The 23,558-nt window shown below is 38.2% G+C and carries 20 protein-coding genes and 1 pseudogene; 9 read left to right on the forward strand and 12 right to left on the reverse strand.

Going from position 1 to position 23,558, the window contains the following annotated elements; all coding sequences use genetic code 11:
* Positions 1-81: 81 nt before the first annotated feature.
* From SKA34_RS03850 to SKA34_RS03865, 4 genes are all read right to left on the reverse strand, one after another.
* Positions 82-813 (reverse strand): response regulator, encoded by a 732-nt coding sequence (locus tag SKA34_RS03850; RefSeq protein WP_006644202.1) that lies wholly within the window; start codon positions 811-813, stop codon positions 82-84.
* A gap of 268 nt (positions 814-1,081) precedes the next feature.
* Positions 1,082-2,341 (reverse strand): glycine betaine/L-proline ABC transporter ATP-binding protein, encoded by a 1,260-nt coding sequence (locus SKA34_RS03855; protein WP_006644203.1) that lies wholly within the window; start codon positions 2,339-2,341, stop codon positions 1,082-1,084.
* Entirely contained in the window at positions 2,338-3,231 is an 894-nt protein-coding gene (locus tag SKA34_RS03860) for a proline/glycine betaine ABC transporter permease (protein WP_005364222.1), read from the reverse strand. The genes SKA34_RS03855 and SKA34_RS03860 overlap by 4 nt, the downstream gene beginning before the upstream one ends.
* A gap of 96 nt (positions 3,232-3,327) precedes the next feature.
* On the reverse strand, positions 3,328-4,329 hold the full coding sequence (locus SKA34_RS03865) for an ABC transporter substrate-binding protein (protein WP_006644204.1): 1,002 nt from the start codon (positions 4,327-4,329) through the stop codon (positions 3,328-3,330).
* Positions 4,330-4,652: 323 nt separating this feature from the next.
* On the opposite strand from SKA34_RS03865, the pseudogene SKA34_RS03870 reads away from it, so the two are divergent.
* Positions 4,653-5,329 (forward strand): annotated as a pseudogene (locus tag SKA34_RS03870) (Cof-type HAD-IIB family hydrolase).
* 64 nt (positions 5,330-5,393) lie between these two features.
* On the opposite strand, the gene SKA34_RS03875 reads toward SKA34_RS03870, so the two are convergent.
* Together SKA34_RS03875 and SKA34_RS03880 are read right to left on the reverse strand one after the other, a co-directional pair.
* A complete protein-coding gene (locus SKA34_RS03875) occupies positions 5,394-5,777 on the reverse strand; it encodes a YgiW/YdeI family stress tolerance OB fold protein (protein ID WP_006644207.1) in 384 nt (127 codons plus the stop codon).
* 199 nt (positions 5,778-5,976) lie between these two features.
* Complete coding sequence (locus SKA34_RS03880) at positions 5,977-6,576, reverse strand: TetR/AcrR family transcriptional regulator (protein ID WP_006644208.1); 600 nt, start codon at positions 6,574-6,576, stop codon at positions 5,977-5,979.
* 186 nt (positions 6,577-6,762) lie between these two features.
* Between SKA34_RS03880 and SKA34_RS03885 the strand changes: the two genes are divergently transcribed.
* The 6 genes from SKA34_RS03885 (at position 6,763) to SKA34_RS03910 (ending at position 15,007) form a co-directional block, all read left to right on the forward strand.
* Entirely contained in the window at positions 6,763-7,875 is a 1,113-nt protein-coding gene (locus tag SKA34_RS03885) for an efflux RND transporter periplasmic adaptor subunit (RefSeq protein WP_157044446.1), read from the forward strand.
* Positions 7,876-7,879: 4 nt separating this feature from the next.
* The gene (locus SKA34_RS03890; protein ID WP_006644210.1) at positions 7,880-10,921 is read left to right on the forward strand and encodes an efflux RND transporter permease subunit; all 3,042 of its coding nucleotides are present in this window, start codon (positions 7,880-7,882) and stop codon (positions 10,919-10,921) included.
* A gap of 183 nt (positions 10,922-11,104) precedes the next feature.
* Positions 11,105-11,968, forward strand: a complete 864-nt coding sequence (locus SKA34_RS03895; RefSeq protein WP_006644211.1) for a phospholipase A — start codon at positions 11,105-11,107, stop codon at positions 11,966-11,968.
* A 255-nt stretch (positions 11,969-12,223) separates the two neighbouring features.
* Complete coding sequence (locus tag SKA34_RS03900; protein ID WP_006644212.1) at positions 12,224-12,565, forward strand: hypothetical protein; 342 nt, start codon at positions 12,224-12,226, stop codon at positions 12,563-12,565.
* 111 nt (positions 12,566-12,676) lie between these two features.
* Positions 12,677-14,593 carry an ATP-dependent DNA helicase RecQ gene (locus SKA34_RS03905; RefSeq protein WP_006644213.1) on the forward strand — a complete coding sequence of 639 codons (1,917 nt, stop codon included), beginning with the start codon at positions 12,677-12,679 and terminating at the stop codon, positions 14,591-14,593.
* Between the two features lie 114 nt (positions 14,594-14,707).
* The gene (locus SKA34_RS03910; protein ID WP_006644214.1) at positions 14,708-15,007 is read left to right on the forward strand and encodes a DUF406 family protein; all 300 of its coding nucleotides are present in this window, start codon (positions 14,708-14,710) and stop codon (positions 15,005-15,007) included.
* A gap of 69 nt (positions 15,008-15,076) precedes the next feature.
* Here SKA34_RS03910 and SKA34_RS03915 read toward each other — a convergent pair whose 3' ends face one another.
* The 6 genes from SKA34_RS03915 to SKA34_RS03940 all read right to left on the reverse strand — a co-directional run bounded on the left by SKA34_RS03915 (position 15,077) and on the right by SKA34_RS03940 (position 20,978).
* Complete coding sequence (locus SKA34_RS03915) at positions 15,077-15,382, reverse strand: DUF1496 domain-containing protein (protein ID WP_006644215.1); 306 nt, start codon at positions 15,380-15,382, stop codon at positions 15,077-15,079.
* 94 nt (positions 15,383-15,476) lie between these two features.
* Positions 15,477-15,881 carry a DUF4332 domain-containing protein gene (locus SKA34_RS03920; RefSeq protein WP_006644216.1) on the reverse strand — a complete coding sequence of 135 codons (405 nt, stop codon included), beginning with the start codon at positions 15,879-15,881 and terminating at the stop codon, positions 15,477-15,479.
* Between the two features lie 787 nt (positions 15,882-16,668).
* Entirely contained in the window at positions 16,669-18,444 is a 1,776-nt protein-coding gene (gene phaC, locus SKA34_RS03925) for a class I poly(R)-hydroxyalkanoic acid synthase (RefSeq protein ID WP_006644217.1), read from the reverse strand.
* 121 nt (positions 18,445-18,565) lie between these two features.
* Positions 18,566-18,916 (reverse strand): phasin family protein, encoded by a 351-nt coding sequence (locus tag SKA34_RS03930; RefSeq protein ID WP_006644218.1) that lies wholly within the window; start codon positions 18,914-18,916, stop codon positions 18,566-18,568.
* Between the two features lie 68 nt (positions 18,917-18,984).
* A complete protein-coding gene (locus SKA34_RS03935) occupies positions 18,985-20,190 on the reverse strand; it encodes an acetyl-CoA C-acetyltransferase (protein ID WP_006644219.1) in 1,206 nt (401 codons plus the stop codon).
* Positions 20,191-20,237: 47 nt separating this feature from the next.
* Positions 20,238-20,978, reverse strand: coding sequence for an SDR family oxidoreductase (locus SKA34_RS03940; RefSeq protein ID WP_006644220.1), 741 nt, complete (start codon positions 20,976-20,978; stop codon positions 20,238-20,240).
* Positions 20,979-21,658: 680 nt separating this feature from the next.
* Between SKA34_RS03940 and SKA34_RS03945 the strand changes: the two genes are divergently transcribed.
* Together SKA34_RS03945 and SKA34_RS03950 are read left to right on the forward strand one after the other, a co-directional pair.
* The gene (locus tag SKA34_RS03945) at positions 21,659-22,615 is read left to right on the forward strand and encodes a MoxR family ATPase (protein ID WP_006644221.1); all 957 of its coding nucleotides are present in this window, start codon (positions 21,659-21,661) and stop codon (positions 22,613-22,615) included.
* Positions 22,612-23,556: a DUF58 domain-containing protein gene (locus SKA34_RS03950; protein WP_006644222.1), complete on the forward strand. Its 945-nt coding sequence runs from the start codon at positions 22,612-22,614 to the stop codon at positions 23,554-23,556. Before SKA34_RS03945 ends, SKA34_RS03950 begins: the two co-directional genes overlap by 4 nt.
* Positions 23,557-23,558: the final 2 nt, after the last annotated feature.

The following is a 23,558-nucleotide window of genomic DNA, read 5'->3' on the forward strand; positions in this document are numbered from 1 at the left end:
TTAATTTTTACCTATCTCAAGATAATAAAAAAGTGTGGTAATCACCACACTTAATCTTGTTTATCTATAATACAGCTAACGTTACACATGGTCGTCATAACGAACATCAGCAGTAAATATATAACCGTTACCACGACTGGTTTTAATTAAACGCTGAGTACGACCTTTGTCGCCTAAACGGTTACGTAAACGACTTAATGCGACATCAATACCACGCTCTGACGGTTGCGCATCTCTTCCACGAGTCGCACATGAAATAGTATCGCGATCTAAAATTTGATTCGGTCTCGATAGAAATAGCATCAACAATGAATAATCACCACTTGTTAGCTCAAACGCTTCATTATTCAGTACATTTACTAAACGATGTGCTGTGGTATCTAGACGCCAATTAGAAAAACTAATAAATTTTGCACTAGGGTTGGAGTGCTGGTTATCTGACACTTTGCTACGACGTAATATCGCTTTAATACGAGCTAACAGCTGTCTAGGACTAAAGGGTTTTGCGATATAGTCGTCGGCCCCAATCTCAAGCCCTATGATTTGATCCATCTCCTCAGAAACAGCCGTCAGCATAATAATAGGGACATCTGACGTTTTGCGAATATGCTGACATAAGGTAAACCCATCATCCCCCGGCATCATGATATCGAGTAGAATCAAATCTGGATATCCACCAGCAAGGCAACGTTTCATTTCCTCGCCTTCCGCGGCAGTTTGTACTTCAAAACCGTTCTTGGTTAAGTACTCCTCCAGTAATTCACGGATTTCTTTATCATCATCAACGACGAGGATTTGTTTAGAGATACTCATGTATTTACTCACCATACGACATTAGACTATTTCTCGCTCTTAATCAGCGAATACATTGAGAAATAGAGCGAATATAGGCTATTTACTATTTCCTGTATTTGACCACTATTTAAAAAAAATGTCAGCAATTTGCGCTATCCATGACGCATTATCGGTACCTCCTTAACATATTTAATACCTTACAACGAAAAAACCAGTGGTAACCGCTAATGAAAGCAATAACACACTGGTTATATTTGTATCGACAAGCAATAGTAACAAAGATGACTTAAGCGACTTTAGATTCTACTTTTTTAATGACTTCAACATTTTTATCTGATGCTGCATCATTTGCATGATCACTCAATACTTCAGCCAATGTTGAACGAGACAATCGCCCTGTTACCTGTCCATCAGCATCCACTACTGGCAGTGGGTGATCACTATCTAAAGTCTCAGGGATCACGGTTTCAAGTAGCGCATCAGTTGAAACTGCTGGGACATCTTCAAGCATTGAAGCGTCTATTGCATTAGCATAATCAGATTCTTTTACGCTTTCTAATTTCTCTTGAGTTATCACCCCTTGATAACCTTCATTATCAACGTAATAAGCGAAATCATCTTTTACTTTACGCATTTCAGCAACAGCTTCGCCAATCGTTTCAGAAGAGATACGGACAACTTGTGGCTTCATGACCGTTTCAACCGTCAGTGCACGTGCACGGTTAACGTCTTTAACGAAAGCTTCGACATAATCGTCAGCTGGGTTTAATAAAATATCAACAGGTTTACCCTGCTGCACTAATACACCATCTCGTAAAATGGCAATGCGATCGCCTAAACGTAATGCTTCATCTAAATCATGAGTTATAAAGACAATCGTTTTATGTAACTTTTCTTGTAATTCAATAAGCTGATCTTGCATTTCACTGCGGATCAGAGGATCAAGTGCAGAAAATGCTTCATCCATTAATAAAATTTCAGCATCAGTACACAATGCGCGAGCTAAACCAACACGTTGTTGCTGACCACCAGAAAGGTTTGCAGGATAGCTATTTTCATAACCATTTAAGCCAACAGTAGCTAACCATTCTTTAGCTTTGGCTTGCCATGCGCTTTTACTCAGCCCCTGTACTTGCAAACCGTAGCCGACATTTTGTAAAACCGTGCGATGCGGCATTAAACCAAAGCGTTGAAAAACCATCGACATTTTATGACGACGAAAATCCTGAAGTTGCTTTTCATTAAGTGACATAACATCTGTCCCTTCAATTTCAATGACCCCTTCAGTTGGATCAATCAAGCGATTAAAGTGACGGATTAGGGTGGATTTACCAGAACCTGATAGGCCCATAATCACAAAGATTTCACCAGGGTAAATATCTAAGTTGATATCGCTTAAACCAACGGTATGACCAGTTTTCGCTAAAATGTCATCTTTAGATGCCCCATCTTTCACTTGCTGAACGACTTTTTTCGCTTTTGGACCGAACACTTTATAGAGGTTTTTCACTCTAATGAGGGGAGCCTGCTTTGATAATGAACTCATGATCGACCTCCTAAGTGTTGCTGTGTACGTTTAGCATAACTTTGCGATATGCGATCAAAAATAATTGCGAGTGCAACAATTGCTAAGCCGTTTAATAAACCTAAGGTGAAATACTGGTTGGTAATCGATTTTAATACAGGCTGACCTAACCCTTTCACACCAATCATTGAAGCAATAACAACCATCGCAAGTGCCATCATGATGGTTTGGTTTATCCCAGCCATAATATTCGGCATTGCAAGTGGTATCTGTACCCCAAATAAACGCTGCATAGGGCTTGCGCCATAGGCTGTGGCTGCCTCAAGCACTTCTTCATCAACCAAACGAATACCAAGATTGGTTAAGCGGATCACTGGTGGGACAGAATAAATAACAACAGCGATTAAGCCTGGAATTTTACCAAGGCCGAGTAACATAACAACGGGGATCAAATAAACAAAGGCAGGCATAGTCTGCATCACATCAAGTAGTGGTGTGACAACCCGTTGAACCTTCTCGGATCGTGCCATGGCAATACCTATTGGTATTCCGATCCCTATGGCAACCATCGTAGAGACTAAAATAATACTCATGGTTCGCATGGTATTATCCCACATACCAAACACACCGATAAAACCAAACGACAACACGACACCGAGTGATAATTTCCACGACCGACTTGCTACAAAGGCAATTGCTGCCAATACCGCAATCACTATCCACCAAGGTGTGGCAAGTAAAAGTTTTTCAAACCAGATAAGAAAAGAAAGAAGAGGATCGAAGAAGCCTTCGATTGTATCGCCATATTCACGAGAAAAAGAACGGTAAGCACCGTCCAACGTTTTTCGAATTTCAACTAACTGAGCACGCTCAAGCTGTGGAAATTCAGTTAACCATGATTTATCTGACATAAATGTTATCCATACATACTACTTTTATTTCCCACTTACGCTATCTCCTTAGCGAAGTGGCTACAGCGGTATTAGCTACCACTGTAGACGTACAGCTTACAAATCAGCTAAAGCACCACGTACTTTATCTGCAACTTCAGGAGAAACCCACTTCACCCAAATATCTTCGTGATTCGTTAAAATCTCTTCCATTACCGTTTCACCATCAGCTTGGTTGTCTTCCATCCACGCTAAAAGGCTATTCATTTGTGCATTAGTAAAAGAACGTTGACCTAAGTATTTCACCGCTTCAGGTGAACGCTTGGCAAAAGAGGTAGTAATAACGGTATCTACTTCTGACGGTGGGTACATAGATGCTTTCGGATCAACACACTCAGGTTTGGTTAAACACTCTTTAAAGTATTTAGCATCAATGCCTGAGCCAAAATCTACTTTTACCATTTTGTACTTACCTAACACCGCTGTCGGTGCCCAGTAATAACCAAACCACGCTTCACCACGCTCATAAGCTTTAGCAATTGAACCTGAAAGACCGGCACCTGAACCTGGATCAATAAGGTCAAATCCTGCATCTTCAAGTTTTAGTGCTTCGAAAAGGTTTCCGGCAGAAATCTGACAATTCCAACCCGCCGGACAATTATAGAATGCAGATTTATCAGGGTCTTCAGGGTGAGAGAATAACTTGGCATTCTTCTTAATACCCTCAATAGTCGCTAGGCTTGGATCTTTTTTCACCATATATTCTGGAACCCAAAAGCCTTCTTCACCACCATCAGAAAAACTCGTACCTGCATATTGGATACGCCCTTCTTCTACACCACGATCTAACGCGGCTTTCATCGAATTACTCCAAAATTCAGGTGCAATATCCGGTTCGCCCTTCTCTACCATTGATGTACCTGTCGGCATCGTATCACCAGGAACAAGGTCTGTTTCACAACCGTATCCATGTTGCAAAATGAAACTGTCCACATTGGCTAATAATGTCGCAGAGTTCCAATTCATATCAGCAATAGTGACTTTTCCACATTCACTTGCATAGACTTGAGTTGCTGACATTGCTGATAGCAATACCGTCGCAGCCAGAAGCTTTCGCATAAATATTATCCTTATCATTTATATCGAATCGATCAGCGCAAACGAGTAAAAACAATTTTTCAGTGCGCTAAGAACTACTCAAAAGGCAATTTATTGTGCCAATTTATTTAGTAGTCTAAACAAATTAAACCAAAAACACCAAGTTTATTAACAATAAATAATTATCTGGTAACAATTTTTAATATTACATGAATGGTTATTACATTCATAAACTTGTCCGCAATGAATGATAAAAAGCACGCTTATTAAACATAATTCTTATCGTTTTCGCCGCTCAATTTGCTTATGATGAAAACAGTTTTAATTCAGTCATGGATATTATGATGTATAAATTAGTTGCACTTGATATGGACGGCACTCTTCTGAGTTCTGACGGTACTATTTCCCAAGAAAATAAAGCTGCAATTTCAGCGGCTCGCGAGCAAGGGGTATCGATTGTATTAGCATCTGGACGCCCTTTAGAAGGAATGACATGGGCGCTAACTGAGCTCAACATGACAGGTAGCAATGATTTTGTTCTAAGCTACAATGCTTCACTCGTTCAACGTGTTTCCAATAAAGAAATTATTCGTAGTGAAACACTAACGGGATTAGACGCCAAAAATATTGCCTCACTGGCTAATGATCTTGGTGTTCATGTTCATGCATTTACACGTCGCCAAGGTCTAATTACACCAAAAAATAATTATTACACTGATCATGAAGCAAAAATTAATGGTCTTGCAATTACTATTGAAGACTTTGCAACACTAGAAAATGACGAAGAAGTGATGAAGGTGTGGGCGTTGAAGCACTAGCAGAATACTTAGACATCAAACAAAGTGAAGTTATTTGTATGGGGGATGCTGGCAATGATCACCATATGATTGAGTATGCAGGTCTTGGTGTTGCAATGGGAAATGCAACAGAAGAAACGAAGGCCATCGCTAATTTGATTACTGACACTAACGACAATGCTGGTGTTGCCAAAGTTATTCAGCAATGTATTTTAAATAAATAACATAAAAAATCGCTATTTCTAAACCAGAAATAGCGATTAATTCAAATTATTCCTGAGTGGATAATTAGTTAGCTAAAGCAACAGCATTTACATCAACCGTACGATCAGACCAATCTTTGTCTACTTCACCACGGATTTTAAGTTTCGTTGTTGGTGTTGCATTCACACCATTCCAATCTTTATGATCGATTTCAACTTTGATTTCACCAGTATTGTCTTTAAACATGTAATCGTCATCACCTAGTGAAGTTGTTATGTAACCTGTTAATTCAACAGCAGCATCATCTTGTGCATCTTTAACTTGGCTAATCATTTTAATAACAGGTGTTGCTGAAGGGCCAGTGAAGCCCCCTTGATGAACAGGTTGCGGCGCAGCCGTAGTTGCAGCAAATGCTGATGTTGATGTTGATGCAAGAAGAAAAGCAGAAACAACTAATAATTTTTTCATCACGTTAACCCGAGTTTATGAATATTATATTACAGCTGACAATACACATTATTGCCAAAACAAATACACATTGCTTTTTAACAATTACAAATAGGCATTTGTCAGTCTAACTATTTGCTGAGAGAATTATATCATGCCAAATATCAAAAGAACGTGAAATGATATTGTAAATATCGAGATATCTTTTTTATTAAAAATATTACTTGGTCATAGCAAACGAATTCAAAAATACATCAACCACAGTATTAATATTTTCTTCTACTTGAATACCTTCACAAGGTGGCGCTAATTCCATTACTTGAGGCCAGAAAAATAAACCTTGAAATAAACTCATGTATATATTGGTTAACAAAGCGACATCTTTATCAACAATTGCTTTTTCTTCAATAGCTAATTTAAACCAATCTGCAATTGCATTAGTGCTATATAGATCTTTCACTAAGTTTTTAGCTAATTCTGGCTGGCGAATAAATTCCATCACAATAATGCGAGAAAGAGAAATACCATATGTATTGTACATGATATCAACTTCTCGACGTGTAATTTCAGTTAACTGTGTTTTTAATGACGTTTGTGGATCAAAATGGTATTGCACATTTTCATTAACTGAGTTTTGAATAATCTTAAGCACTGAAATAAATAACATTTCTTTACTATCAAAATGACGATATAAGGTCCGTTTTGACACTTCAGCAACCTGTGAAATTCTATCCATATTCGCAGCAATAAATCCATGTTCGATAAATTCTGCCTTTGCTGCCGCAAGAATTGCTAAATGCTTCCGTTCCGTTTGCTTCATTGATTCACTGCCTATTTTCACCGCCTATGATCCTAATCTAACATTTTGTCACAAAAAAGTACACTTAATAGTTTACAAAACACCATTCCCTCATAAAATATACTCGAAAGTCTACTTTTTTTATTTCCATACAAATAAACATGCTTTCTAATTTTATACCGTCCCATACTGATAGCGGAGAATCCGGTGAAAACTCAATCAGCAATGTCCAACATGGCATCATTCTCATTTAGTAAACTCGTAGTTAGTTTATTAGTCGCGCTTGTCGTACTGTCAGGTTGTGGCGATAAAGAACAACAAGAACAAGTTAAAGAGCCTATAGTTAGCCCTGCACTTACTGAAATTGTAAAACCTAAAGCCAATACTAATTTGAGCTTTAATGGTGTCGTTCGCTCTGCGCAACGTGCCGACTTATCATTTCAAGTCACAGGTCGAGTAAACCATATCTTCGTTAACGAAGGTGACCGTGTGACTAAAGGTCAACTATTAGCAAAGCTTGATCCAAAAGATGCCCAAACTATTTTTGCCGCAGCACAACTTGAATTAACTGATGCAAGCAAAGCTTACCAACGTGGTAAAGCCATTTATGAAAGCAGCCAAGCGATTTCTAAAAGTGATTTAGATAAACTTATTGTGCGTTATAACTTGGCACAAAACCGAGTTAATGAAGCGAAAAACAAGCTAAATTACACACAATTAATCGCCCCATTCAGTGGCATTATTGGGAGTAAATTAATTGATAATCACGTTCAAATTCAAGCCAATAACCCTGTTTTAACACTACATAACATTGATGATTTAGAAGTGGTGATTAACATTACAGATAACGTAATGCTCGCAGGTATGACTTGTCGTGAAGCCGTTGCTGAATTGAACAATAACCCCGATCAACTGTTGCCACTGAGTCTGCGTACCTACTCCACCCAAGCCGATCCAATCACTCAAACATTCTCTGTTGTACTGGGTATTAATGATGATAAAGGATTAAATATCTTGCCAGGTATGCCCGTTAAGGTTTCACCTAACCTTGCATTGTGTCCACAGGAAAACCGAAACCCAATTATTGTTCCACTCGCGTCTGTCGTTCCTGACAACAAGAGCAAACAATTTGTGTGGGTGGTTAATAAAGACAATTCAGTATCAAAACGCTACATCACAGTAGGCAGTGTCAACAAAAACTGTATTACCGTACTTAATGGCCTGACAGTTGGTGAACGTATTGTGATCGCTGGTGTGTCTAAATTAAAATCAGGTATGGAAGTACGTCCATACACTGACAACACAAAAAATGGAGCGTAAATAGATGGATATCGCTCACTATACCATCGCCAAACGAACCAGTGTTTGGGTGATCATTGCACTGATCTTAATTGGCGGTTATATCAGTTACTTAAAGCTAGGTCGTTTTGAAGATCCTGAATTTGTGATCCGCCAAGCCGTCATTGTTACCCCTTACTCAGGTGCAACAGCACAAGAAGTCTCCGACGAAGTAACAGATGTCATTGAAGGTGCGGTGCAGTCTTTACAGGAACTAAAAGAAGTTAAGTCTGTTTCCAAACAAGGGATGTCAGAAGTTACCGTTGAGATAAAACTTGAATTTTCAAAAGATCAGGCGGCACTTCAGCAGGTTTGGGATAAGCTACGTCGTAAAATCGTTGATGTTCAACGTATGTTACCACCGGGTGCAGGGCCATCTATTGTTAATGATGACTTCTCTGATGTTTATGCCTTATTTTTCGCTGTAACAGGCGAAGGCTTTACTGATAAGCAAATGCAAGACTACGTTGATTCCCTGCGTCGCGAACTCGTTCTTGTTCCAGGTGTAGCTAAAACAGCAACATTAGCAGAACAGCAAGAAGGCATTTTTGTTGAAATCACCAGTGAGCGTTTAGCTAATTACGGTTTGTCAGTTGATAACGTTTTATCAGTATTACAAAAACAAAATATTGTTAATGTTGCAGGTAGTTTGACATCTAATGGCATGCGTTTACCTGTTATTCCAACACCTAACGTTAATTCATTTGAAGATTTACGCAACCTTCAAATTGGTATCGGTGATAACCATACTGTTTTACGTTTAAAAGATATTGCCGATGTTAGCCGAGGCTATCAAGAACCCACTAGCATGCTAATGCGCTTTAATGGCGAACGTGCGATTGGCTTTGGTATTTCCAATGTTACCGGTGGTAACGTGGTTGATATGGGGGATGCGGTTAAAGCGCGTGTTGCTGAACTTGAAAACCAACGTCCACTGGGTATGGATCTTCATATTATCTCAATGCAATCAGATTCTGTTCGTGATTCTGTAACGAATTTTATCGATAACTTGATTGCTGCTGTGGTGATTGTTTTCATCGTTTTACTGCTGTTTATGGGTATTCGATCTGGCGTGATTATTGGCTTTGTATTGCTGTTAACCGTCGCCAGTACTCTATGCATCATGTTAATTGATGACATAGCAATGCAACGGATCTCGTTAGGTGCGCTGATCATCGCGCTAGGCATGTTGGTAGATAATGCCATTGTGGTAACTGACAGTATTCTTGTTCGTCTCCAAAACAATGAAGATCGTAATATCGTTATTCCTGAAGTCGTCAATGCAACTAAATGGCCGCTCTTAGGCGGCACTGTTGTAGGTATTTGTGCCTTCAGTGCGATTGGCTTATCACCGTCAGATATGGGTGAGTATGCCGGTTCGCTATTTTGGGTAATCTTATACTCTATGCTACTTAGCTGGGTCTTTGCTGTTACCGTAACACCGTTACTGTGCCATCAGTTCTTAAAAGTTAAGATCAAGCAACAAGATACTAAGCCAAGTAAAATTGTAGAAAGTTACAAAGCTTTATTAACTTGGGTTTTATCACACCGGAAAATAACTGGCTTATTGCTACTAGCAACACTCATTGGCGCTATTTGGGGAATGAGATTTGTACCACCTGGCTTTATGCCAGAATCACAACGTGCGCAATTTGTTGTTGATGTCTACCTTCCTCAGGGAACAGACATCACCAATACAGAAAAAACGATCGCTAGGATTGAACAAGATATTACAAATAAAGAAGGTATCGGAAATATCTCAAGCTTCATTGGTGGTGGTGGCTTACGCTTTATGCTGACTTATGCACCAGAAGCTCGCAATCCAAGCTATGGTCAATTACTGATTGATATTAATGATTACCGTAACATAGCTCCATTACTTATTAATCTGCAAACTGAGCTTGATAATAAATACCCAGAAGCCTCGATCAAAGTATGGAAGTTCATGCTAGGTCGTGGAGGTGGTAAAAAGATTGAAGCCGGTTTCCAAGGTCCTGACAGTAGGGTCCTACGTGATCTTGCTGAACAAGCGAAGGCAATCATGCTGTCTGATCCAAACTTGATTGCTGTTCAAGATGATTGGCGTCAACAAGTACCTGTTATTAAGCCTGTTTATTCAACTGAAAAAGCACAGCGTTATGGATTAACAAATCAGGAAATTAGCCAAGCAATTGCACAAACGTTATCAGGTCGAACAGTTGGGGTTTATCGTGAAGGGAATGACTTAATTCCAATTGTCGTTCGCGCGCCAGAAAGTGAACGTACCCATGAACGTGCAATTGAGAACACAGAAGTCCATAGCCGTATGGTAAATGGACCAATCTCTGTTAGCCAATTAATCGAGACTGTTAATGTCGCGTGGGAAGATGCCATCTTACGTCGAATTAACCGTATACCAACGATTTTGGTTCAGGCAGATCCTACACCTGGTGTATTGAGTGCCGATGCATTTAATGAAATACGTGTAAAAATCGAAGCTATCGAGTTACCACCGGGATATAAATTGACATGGTACGGTGAATATAAAGCATCCAAAGACGCAAATGAAGGACTCGCAATTTCTACACCTTATGGCTTTGCTGCAATGATTTTATCCGTGATCTTTATGTTTAACGCATTAAAGCAGCCATTGATTATTTGGCTAACAGCGCCATTAGCTATTATTGGCGTTACCATTGGTCTGGTTATTTTCCAAACACCTTTCGAGTTTATGGCAATTCTAGGGTTCCTTAGCTTAATAGGTATGATGGTTAAAAATGCGATTGTTCTGGTTGACCAAACAGATATCGAAATAAAAGAAGGGAAAGCACCGTACCAAGCAATTATTGATTCAGCCTTAAGTCGTGCACGCCCAGTTTTACTTGGCGCATTGACCACAATTTTAGGTGTTGCTCCTTTACTTGTTGATCCTTTTTTCAAGAGTATGGCAGTAACAATCATGTTTGGTTTATTGTTTGCAACCATTTTAACTTTAGTGATTATTCCACTACTTTATGCTGTACTGTTTAAAGTGGAAATCGAACCATAATAGTAACCACCTAGTCAGATAACCTTTCAAAGGGTCGTATTGTAATACGTCCCTTTTTTCATGCTTATATTAATCAATAAACCCAACCAATTTATGATTTCATTTATATCTGTATACATAATATAAAAATCCTGTCTATGATCATAAGAAATTATTCTTAAATGACCGTGACGATAAAAAATTATGACGCAATTTGTATGGCAACCAATTAGATCCCCTTTATTCCTTTCTACTCTACTAATTAGCTGTACTTTTTTCTCCAGTAATGTTTTAGCTGAAGACGTTATTAATAACTCATTAGATTACTCAAGTTCAAATAATCTATTGCTTCAGCAGTACAAAGATAATTACGTTCTACCCTTTTACTACACTCAAAAACCTAATTATCAAGAATACCAATCGGTTATTCCTGAAGACGGTAAATTAAGTAAGTACAACATTAATTTTCAGATCAGTCTTAAGTACCGTTTAGCTTCTGGTATTTTAAATCAAAACGACAAGCTCTATGTGGCTTATACACAGCGTTCAAATTGGCAAGCGTATGCTTCTTCAGCCTATTTTAGAGACACAGAATATGAGCCATCTATTTTTTGGACTCTGCCTGAAAAAGCCGAAAATAATGCTTGGGGTTATGCTGGAACAACTCTTGGTCTCGTCCATGAATCCAATGGTAGAGGCGGAGAACAAGAAAGAAGCTGGAATCGTGCATTTGCTGATTTCACATTCGAACATAACAATTACACATTAAGTATCAAGCCATGGCTACGTCTAGACTTTGGTGCAAAAGATTACAATAAAGACATTACCAACTACATGGGATATGGACGTATCAGCATGAACTGGTTCGTTGATAGTAATAATCTTATTTCCTTGACCGTACGTAACGCTTTGGAAAGTGGATTTTCACGTGGTTATGAGCGTATTACATGGAGCTTCCCAATCTATAAACGTCTTCGTGGATATATGATGTTAGAAAGTGGTTACGGTATTTCGATCTCTGACTACAACCATTACGATAATGCAGGAGGTATTGGTTTCTCATTCTAATAACCCCATCATCTAACGTACTGCATAGCAATAATATTTTGTTTTGCAGTGCGCCTTATTGGCTTCATATCGTATGACTCAATATTCTATATTTACATTGCGATTTACTTTCTGGTTTGCAAAAGGCATTTGGTCGTTCTGTTCCCCCTTTCCTATTCTATGCCTATCAAAACAGACATCTTAACATTAAGACTTTTTGTATTATTGGAATGATGTATGCATTTTCTTGTTATATCCCAATAACGAGAAAGACCAATGAAATTATACTTATTGTTTTTTTTACTGCTTTCATCATCAGCGTATAGTTTCAATAACCACTCTCCTATTGCCAACTACAAAACAAGAGAGGTATTAACGTTTGATTATTCAAACTGTAAAACACTACTCCAACTATCATTTTTTCATGCTGGCTTATGTCAAAATAAAGCGTTAAACAATTTTCAGCCCCTTACGCCGACCTCAATATCATCTACCTATAAAGAAGCAAATATCGCCATAAGTTTTGATTCTGATACGCGTTTTTATATCACGTCTTATAGTGAAAATGATGCTTATGGTTTCCATTTACATATCCCTCTCGATGCATTTAGTCCATAGCAATACAACGATAAATATTTCGCAATTTTGTAACGTGATTTAATATCCCATTCCCCTAACGACATCAACATACGGTATGATGCTATCAATTAAGACAATTGAGTATTCAGCATGTATCATCAAACACTTAAAAAATTTTTTGGTTTTGATTCTCTTAGAACGGGTCAGGAAGAAGTCATTACTCGTGTTCTTGATGGCCATTCTGCTGCCGCTATTTTTCCAACGGGCTCGGGTAAATCACTTTGTTATCAACTTCCCGCGATTGAATTGCCGCACCTAACACTAGTGATCTCACCACTCTTAGCATTAATGAAAGATCAGCTTGATTTCCTTGCATCAAAAGGTATTCCCGCAGCATCTATCGACTCAAGCCAAACTTGGCAACAGACTCAGCAAGTTATGCAGAGTATTCGCCAAGGTGAGATTAAAGTATTAATGATATCTGTTGAGCGTTTGAAAAATGAGCGTTTTAGGCATTTTATCAGTCAAGTCCCTATCTCATTACTGGTCGTTGATGAAGCTCACTGTATTTCAGAATGGGGGCACAATTTCAGACCCGATTACCTGAAATTACCTTATTACCAACAGTCTTTAAATATTCCGCAAGTACTACTACTAACAGCAACGGCGACGCCAACTGTAATTAATGATATGCAAGATAAATTCAATATTGCAAAAGATGATATCGTCGTTACAGGTTTCTATCGCAAAAATCTTGATCTCTCTATTTTAGCAGCCCAAGATGATGAAAAATTGGATGTACTTCAACAACAATTGATAGCACAACCCAATACCCCATCCATTGTTTACGTCACTTTACAGCATACTGCAGAAGAGATTGCGGCAACTCTCACGAGTAATCATATTCCCGCTCAGGCTTACCATGCAGGTATGGATGCCGATCGTCGCCAGCATATACAACAACAATTTATGGCAGGAGAGATCAATTGTATTGTTGCCACCATCGCCTTTGGCATGGGGATCGACAAATCTGATATTCGCCAAGTAATCCACTTCGATCTCCCCAAATCAATTGAAAACTATAGTCAGGAAATAGGCCGTGCTGGTCGTGATGGTGAAAACTCTACCTGTACTGTCATTGCAAATAAATCAGGTCTAAATGTGCTACAAAATTTCATTTATGGAGACACCCCCGATCGCAGCTCGATAGCAACCGTATTAAATGAAATAAAAGCACAATCACAACAGTGGGAAGTAATGAATAATCGGTTATCAAAAGACGCCAATATTCGGTTATTACCCTTAAAGACACTATTAGTCTATTTAGAAATTCGCCAGATCATTGAACCTCAATATACTTATTTTGCTGATTACCGTTACAAGCTCAACATTAGCCAGCAAGAGATCTTAACGCATTTTAATAGTGAGCGTCGCCAATTCGTCGAAGCTATCTTTGCTTGTTCAACAAAAGCAAGAGTATGGAATACACTGGATATGGACGCTTTATGGCAAGGCTATAATGCTGATAGAAAACGTGTTGTTGCGGCGATTGACTATTTTAATGAAAAAGGTTGGATCACTTTAGAAAGCAAACAAATGACTGATGTATATGCTATCAAAAATCATCACTTTGATATCGATGTTGAGAGTGAGGCACTGTATCAACTATTTCAACAAAAAGAGCATAGTGAAATAAAACGTATCAATAGCATGATTGCTTTTTTTGAAAGTAAAACCTGTTTAAGCTATCAATTAGCCCGTTATTTTGCTGACCATCATGCTCCAGAACATTGTAACCATTGTTCTGTTTGTCGAGGAAAAACGATCACATTGCCATCATTACCGCCACTCCCTGAAGTGTCGGATCAACTTCTTACTCAGTGGTGTGATCAATTTATTGAAGCGTGTGATTTTCCTCCTTCAGTTGCTGCAATCACGCGTTTTTTAAATGGTATGACTACACCACTAACCACCAAGATAAAAGCAAAGCAATTTAATGGCTTTGGACAACTAGAAGCGTACCCCTTTGAGCAAACTTTTGCTCACATTACACGCTTATATGGCTAGTTTATGTTAATTCTTTATCAATTTAGATATATGAAACTCACTTTTCATTATTAATGAATAGCGATCTAAATCACAACGTTTTAGAATAGACCCTTAACCTATGGGGATTAAAGTATGACTATTGAAAAAGAAGAATACCAAGTTTGTGATGCATGTGGTGTTTCAGCGGAGATGGGCTTTATCATCAAAGAAAACGACGACACTGCTGATGTTAAAGTCTTTGCTAACGGTAAAGATGCACTAGAAATAGAACTTTCGAACTACCTTGCTTTAGCTAAAGAAGTAAATGCTAATTACAAAGTAGAAACAACCCCAGTAAATGCAGATAGTACAGAATTAACAGCGCGTATCCAATTTGAATGTAGTGCAGAAAAGCTTATCTTTGAACTACGCAGCCGCTCTCTAGCTAAATAACCATCGTTCTTTAGCTTTAACTCTAGTCAGCAATGATTATCAATCTTGGTTATCATTGCTGACTTTCTTTTATTTTACTGGTACTAAGTTTTTCCACATTAAACGACCGTTTAATTCCGCTTCATTCTCAATAGCACACTGAAGTTTATAACCATCGACGTCAATAATCGCACCCAGCGAATAAGCTTTATCCTCAAAGAAACATAAACGCTGATTTAACGCATGTCCATCAATGTTCAGCTCAACACTCGCATTATGTTGTGGGTTTGCTTCAGCACTATAAGTTTTAGCATTCGCTACATTAAAAGATACTAAAAATAAGAATGTACAAAGCCCTATAGTATTTTTAATTAGTACTTTCATTGTTTCTGACATAAAGCAACTCCCTTGCAAAAATCTATCTATACTTATTCTATGTTCAGGATAATAAAAAAGCAGCCATAGAGACTGCTTTTTTATACATTTTTAATTAGTATTCAATTGCTCGAGGCAATTCCTTCGCTTGTGAAACCCAATCTTGAACGCTTTTCAATGCTGGTAATTGGCGAACTAGTGCCTTTTCTTCATTCACTTCTAGCATTTTTGCATGTAAATTTTCTGCATTACGCTGCGCAAGCTCCGGAACAGTATCAACACCAGAGAATTCTAGTAAATCAGCGTATTGAGTGCTTATCCCTTTAATACGAGATAAATCAGCTCGGTTAATCCAATTTAATACTAATTTACTACTGATACCCGTTGCTTCAACAATGGCTTTTCGGCCAGCAGGTTTCTGACCTTTATCCAATAATTGCTCCATCGTATGAATATCTGCCGCTTCTAATTTAGCCGCATATACTTCTCCGATACCTTCAATAGTTGCTAGTTTAGTCATTATCTGCTCCAAATATTAAATAAGTCCATCATTACAAAATAATAGACAACAGAAATTAGAAAAACTCAAAAAAATGAAAAATAATCTCAATCCAGTAATATAGCTAAATTAATATGTCGTTTCGCTCACAAAACTTTTAAAAACTTTTAAAAACTATTAATAAAATAATCTTTAAATCTAAGACTAAAAGACGTAAGCGTTCTTTAACAGCTACAGAAAAAGCAAGTTACACATTATCAATTTCACTTTGCTTTAGTACAGAGATAAGGTCCTTGCACTTGGATTTTTTAAATAGTTAAACCTGCTATTGTCATTACGAGAATAAAAACCAAGCAAGTCCGATATCACTAATGAAACCATGAACTTTTTCGTGATCAATAAAAGCAAAGAAAGCTGTTATCGCTAAAGCACAGAGTTATCTACGTAAAAATTCACTCAGTAGGAGAAAGATCATTCGTCGAAAGTTAGTACTATTTTCTTTGTCATAAAGTCCAACATGGTGACCACAAGCGACGAAAGTAACACTAACAAAAGTTAATTATAAATGAATAACCATCATCGGCGATTTCAAGAGTTTTCCTTTTTATTAGCACGCCCACTTGATTTCCAGTAGAACAAGTTTATATTCTGAAAATTATTTTTTAGATATCAATATCGTAAATATTTAAACAATAAATTAATCACAACAAGTATATACATTTTATCTAAAATGGCTGATTTTAAATATCATATTTATGTCAAAAAAAAGCTCAGCATTATAATGCTGAGCTTTATTCATTCAGGGAAGTTATTTTAGTGGTAATGTTTCTTTCACATATTCTCCAGGCGCTGTATAAAGTGCTTTATAGTTATCACTTCCAATTTCGCGCGCTGGTACTTTTTCTTTCTTATTAAAATCCCCTAACCAAGTATCCCAATGCGTCCACCAAGAACCATCTTGACGTTTAGCATTATCTAACCATGATTCTGGGTTTTCATCTTGTTTATCACTTAGCCAAAAACCATATTTATTCTTTTTAGGATGATTTACTATCCCTGCGATATGGCCAGACTCTCCTAGTACAAATGTCGACTTCCCACCTAATTGCTTAGCGCCTCGATATGTACCTTGCCATAAAGCGATATGATCTTCTTGAGTAGAAATAAAGTATGTTGGTACTTTGATTTTAGATAAATCAATAAAAACACCACCAACTTTTATTCCTTTATTATCGACTAACTTATTATTTAAATAGAACTCTCGTAAAATAGTACTATGGCATGCAGCTGTAACATTCGTACTATCACCGTTCCAATAAAGTAAATCGAAGTCTATTGGGCTATTACCTTTTAGATAATTATTAACATAATAATTCCAGTAAAGGCTATTTTCACGCAATAAACTAAACGTCACGCTCAAAGAGCGACCGTCCATATAACCATTTACATCGTTCTGTGCTTCAATTGCAGATACTAATGGATCATTAATATAAGCACCAATTTCACCAGGTTGTGAGAAATCGAGAAGTGTTGTAAAGAATGTCGCTGATTTAATACGATTGCGCATACGCTTAGCTGCATAATAAGCAAGTGTAGTAGCTAATAATGTACCACCAATACAGTAACCTGCTGCATTGATTTGTTTTTCGCCAGTAATGTCTTCAATGGCATCAACGGCAGGGATAACACCGTCTAGTACATAGTTTTCAAAATCCACATCTCTTTGTGGTGTACCTGGATTTCTCCAAGACATCATAAAGACTGTGTGACCTTGTTCTACGAGCCAACGAACCATTGAATTATTTTCTCGTAAATCAAGGATATAATATTTATTGATAAACGGAGGAACAATTAGCAACGGTGTACTGTTAACATTTTCAGTTAGTGGCTTATATTGAATAAGTTCAAATAACTCATTCTTAAAAACAACTTCACCATCGGTATTTGCAATGTTGACACCCAGTTGGAATGCGTCACTATTAGTCATGCGAATTTTGAGAACATCCGCACTGCTCTGCATGTCTTCTTGCAATAACTCCATCCCTTTGATTAAGTTTTCACCATTAGTTTCAACGGTCAACTTAGCCAGTTCTGGGTTTGTAGTAACAAAGTTTGTTGGCGACATCGCATTGATTGCTTGGCGTGAAAAAAAGCCTAAACGCTCTTTTGCCTTATCATCAACACCTTCAATGGAATCAATCGCTTCACGCATTGAGTCGCTAAAAAGCAAATAAGATTGCTTAATATAATTGTAAAACGCTTCATTTTCCCATGCAGGATCGCTAAAACGTTTATCATCTTTTGCTGGCTTAATTAGAGATTGTCCACCATCAGTTGATGGCATAGCAATATTCTGCCATATCTTAACTTGTTTTTCCCACCAATCCATTTGGACTTGAGCAAGCGCTGCTGGCTGTGATGCTGCTTTTTCAAAAAACTCTGCAGTATCTTCCAAATTAATATCATTCAGCGCTTTATTCAATGGGGTGTTCATGGCTGCCTTGCCGGAGTCTAACTCCTTCCACCATAGCTGGTTCATATCTTGGAGCTTGGCAAAGTAGTCCGAAAAGAAGTGATTGTTCATAACAAAAACCCTGTACTTGGACTAATTCAATTACGCTTGGGAACATTTAACTCAGCATAATTGAGAAAAGCTGTAACAAAAAAGTCGCCCTCATATAAATGAGAGCGACTAGAAATAAACCTTAAGCTACTGGCGTTGCTTTTTTAACATTGTCAGCAACAAGCTCTTCTACTTCTGTTTTGAATGATTGAGCAACAGAGTTGAACTTGTTGCTATCATCAATAAGCTGCTTAGAAAGCTTAGTCAACGTTTCAAGTTGTTGGCTATTGAACGCAGTTAGAGATTGGATATCTTTTACTTCGCTAACAGCTTTAAGCTGAGACAGACCTAAATCACTGTATGCACGAACTGCTGCAAGTTGTAGTTCAGTTAGCTCTTCAACATTCTTAGTGAATAGTTTGTTGAACTTAACGTATGGTGCTAGTGATTTTTCAGTTTGCTCAGAGAACGACTTAAACATTTCCGTATACATAGATCTTTCCTCATTAATAGTAATGAAGTACTGCATGTATTTTTATACAGTACCTATATTTGTAAAAATTAAACGCGTTTTAGAATAACGGCTGTACCCATACCACCACCGACACATAAGGTCGCAATACCGTACTGATCTTCTCGGCGGCGCATTTCATGTAATAAACTCACTAAAATACGATTACCTGATGCACCTAGTGGGTGACCTAGAGCGATGGCTCCGCCATTGACGTTTGCACGTTCAACGAGATCTTCAACTTTTGAATTCGTTTCTTTTGCTACTTCATAAAGCACACCTAGAGCTTGGCCAGCAAAGGCCTCGTTAAACTCTAAGCGCTCAATTTTATCAATTGATAATTGCGCTTTATCTAGTGCTTTAAGTACTGCTGGTACAGGCCCTAAGCCCATAATTTCAGGAGCAATACCTGCTTGCGCATAACTTTCAATTTCAGCAAGTGGCGTAAGGTTGTATTTATTTACTGCCGCTTCTGAAACAACAATAATTGCACTACCGCCATCATTAATACCTGATGCGTTACCAGCAGTAACAGAGCCATCACGTTTAAATGCAGGGCGGAGTTTTGCTAGACCTTCGATTGAAGCATCTTGTTTCGGGTACTCATCTGTATCAACAACAACGGTTGCACGACGACCTACCACTTCTACAGGTGTAATTTCATCAACAAACTTACCTTGCTCAATAGCAGCAACGGCTTTTTGTTGGCTCGCTAGTGCGAAATTATCTTGCTGTTCACGTGTTAAGCCAACTTTCTCAACAACATTCTCAGCAGTTACACCCATGTGGTAATTATTAAAGACATCCGTTAAACCGTCAGCAATTAATAAATCGCTTAGTTCAAGGTTACCCATTTTTTGCCCATCACGAATTTTCGATGATGCACAAAAAGGAATTTGAGACATGTTTTCTGCGCCAGCAGCAACCACAATGTCAGCATCACCAGCTTTGATGTGCGCGGCAGCATCCATTACCGCTTTCATACCACTACCACACACCATATTTAATGTGTATGCAGGTACTTCATTAGGAATGCCCGCTTTTAAAGATGCTTGTCGGCCCGGTCCCATACCTTGACCTGCGCCAATGACATTACCGAAAATTACTTCATCAATAGCTTCTACTGGCACTGATGTTTCCGCTAACGCGCCTTTGATTGCGGCAGCGCCAAGCTCTGCTGCTGTTACTGATTTTAGTGCACCGTTAAAACTACCGATTGGTGTACGTTTTGCAGCAACAATAAATACCCTAGCCATATTAGTTTGCGTCCTTACTTAAAAATTCAAAAATCAGTCAATCATGCTTATTGCATGTATAAGCCGCCATTTACTGATAATGTCTCACCAGTAATATAGGCTGCGGCATCACTTGCTAAAAATGTCACTGCTGCTGCTACTTCTTGTGGTAGCGCTAAGCGGCGCATTGGAATTTCAGCTTTAATTGAATCAAGTACTTCAGGTTTAATCGCTTCAACCATTGGTGTGCCTGTATAACCAGGAGCAACAGCATTTACAGTTACGCCTGCACGAGCACCTTCCGCTGCTAGCGCTTTTGTAAAACCAATCATGCCAGCTTTAGCCGCAGAATAGTTAGCTTGACCAAACTGCCCCTTCAAGCCATTAACTGAAGAAATATTAATAATGCGCGCATTACCTTTCTTACACATTGAATCAAATAAAGGCTGAGTAACATTAAACAGACTATTTAAATTTGTGTTGATTACTGCATTCCATTGATCGGCAGTCATACGCTTGAATGTGGTATCTTTAGTGATACCAGCGTTATTGACCAATACATCAATTTGACCTTCTTCCTGAAGCAATGTTGCTAACGCTTCTTGGCAGTAATCCGTATCAGTTACGTCGAGTGGAAATAATCGAACAGACTCAGATGAATAATTATTTGCATCGAACCACTCTTGAGCCGCTTTTTCACCTGATGGGTAATATGTAGCAACTACTCGAAAACCTGCATCGACTAATGCTTGAGTGATCGATGAACCAATACCACCTTTAGCACCTGTAACTAATGCGACTTTACTCATTTAAGGCTCCTTCCTTTTTATCTAATTATTAATACACTTGATAAACTCAAGGTTTGTTTCATGGATTTAGCCGATGAGCTATATCTAATCACTTATACAACATGACTCACATATTAAGCGCTATATAATACAGTCACATTACAAACCCGTTGCATATTCAATATAACAACACAGATGCATATTGATATCAAGAAGGTAATTAACAATTTTAAAGCTATTTGATATTAGTATTAACAAACCACTCAATATGATTAAAATGGATATTTTAAATTTAACAATTACTTTATTGATTTATATCAACGCATTTTTGAATTTATTCTCTATTTTTTCAAATAAACATATAGTTATTAATTATTCTTAACCATACGATAAAGCCAATGTTGCACATTTGTTAATTTATTGTAATCAAGCTTGTGCTCCGTTTTTTTTAATAGCACTGAAAAATTAATTTTTGCCCTCCTCTATCTCAACCTTTGTTTTCAGTTATTCAAAAGATAAGGCGACATAAGTGACTTGATAACTTTCTTGCTGCCCTGATATATATAAAACGCCATCAAACATATCTAATGAATGGTTAACCGCTATTTTGATAACCTAAAAAAACGTGAACTAAAGCCACATTAGATAGTCTCAGCTTCTTTGCTTAATGCATTAAGTAAGCTCTAAAGGAAAATGAATTTATGTTAGCGAGTACTTTTCAACGATTAAATCACTACTTACAAAGCCAAGTCATAGGTCAACCCGATTTAGTCAAACAGTTATTAATTGCTTTACTAGCTGATGGGCACATCCTTGTAGAGGGGCCTCCAGGACTTGCAAAAACACGCGCTGTTAAAGTGCTTTCTGATTGTATTGAAGGTGAATTTCACCGAATTCAATTTACGCCAGATCTATTACCTGCTGATTTAACAGGTACTGATATTTTTCGTCCTGAGACAGCTGAATTTATTTTTCAACCAGGTCCTATTTTCAACTCATTAATTCTTGCAGATGAGATCAACCGTGCGCCAGCAAAAGTACAAGCTGCAATGCTTGAAGCAATGGCTGAAAAACAGATCACCGCAGGTCGTAAAACATACTCATTACCTGAGTTATTCCTAGTAATGGCAACGCAAAACCCAATTGAGCAAGAAGGCACTTATCCACTACCTGAAGCACAATTAGACCGTTTTTTACTACAGCTTAATGTTGATTATCCAAGTGCTGAAAGTGAATTAGAGATCTTACGCCTTAACCGTGGTGAAGCATTAGGTATTGAAAAAGCAGAGCCTATTCATATTAGCCAACATGATATTTTTGCTGCGCGAAAAGAAGTGCTTAATATTCATATGGCAGAAGATGTAGAGCATTACATTATTCGTCTCGTCATGGCGACACGCCAATCTGAAAAGTTCAGCTCTCAGCTTAAAGATTGGCTTCAAATGGGTGTTAGCCCACGTGCAACATTAGCCCTTGATCGTTGTGCTCGGGCTCATGCATGGCTTAGTGGTCGTGATTTTGTTACACCAGAAGATATCCAAATAATGGCATACCCAGTTTTACGTCATCGCTTATTACTTAGCTATGAAGCACAAGCTGAAGGTATTGCCGCAGATCGCGTAGTTGAAGAATTGATTTCACAGGTCGCTAGTATATGAGCAAATCACACTTAACCGTAGCGCTGCCACCCCATAGCGATGGGGTTAATGTGTGTTTGGCTGAGCTACTGCAATATAAGAATCAGGCTATGCGTTGGTTGCCACCTGCTCACAGTATCTGGTCACAATTAAATGGCCTACATCAGAGTCGCCACAAAGGACGTGGGATGAACTTCTCAGAAGTACGTCCCTACCAAGCTGGTGATGATATTAGAGCTATTGATTGGCGTGTAACCGCACGTACTGGCAAAACACATACCAAACTATTTACGGAAGAACGCGAGCAACCCGTTATGTTGTTAATTGATTTAAGCCGAAGCATGCAATTCGGCTCGCAATTGATGCTGAAATCTGTTCAAGCGGCTCACTTTGCTAGTTTATTAAGCTGGCTTGCTATAAGTGAACAAGATCGTATAGGGGCAGTAATTTATAACGGTTTGAATGTTAATGAATGTAAACCAACGGCACGCCAGCAAGGTCCACTTCATATCATCAATAAGCTTATTGAATCACAGCAGTTGGCATTAAGTGCATTAGAACGGCCTCAACAATTTAACTTTTCTGATGCATTAAAACGGTTACACCACCTTTGCTCTAAAGGCAGTGAAATCATTATCATCAGTGATTTTAACCAATTATCACTCAATGATAAGCGACGTTTAACACAACTACGTCAACATAATCGAATTCAGTTTGTCCAAATCCATGATCCATTAGAGCAAGGACAAACACAATTTAGAGGCTATGAACACGTTGCAGATAAACAGCAATCGGCATGGCTTAATTTTTCATCAAAGAAAACACGTGATTCATTAAGCCAGCAGTATCTAACGCATCAAAACTTTGTCGCTGATATCGCGAAATCATTGGCGATACCTCTACATTATTTATCTGCAGCGGAACCTTTGTTGCAGCAATTAACAACGCGTCAAAGGAGTTAAGT

The sequence above is a fragment of the Photobacterium sp. SKA34 genome, assembly GCF_000153325.1.
GTDB lineage: Bacteria > Pseudomonadota > Gammaproteobacteria > Enterobacterales > Vibrionaceae > Photobacterium.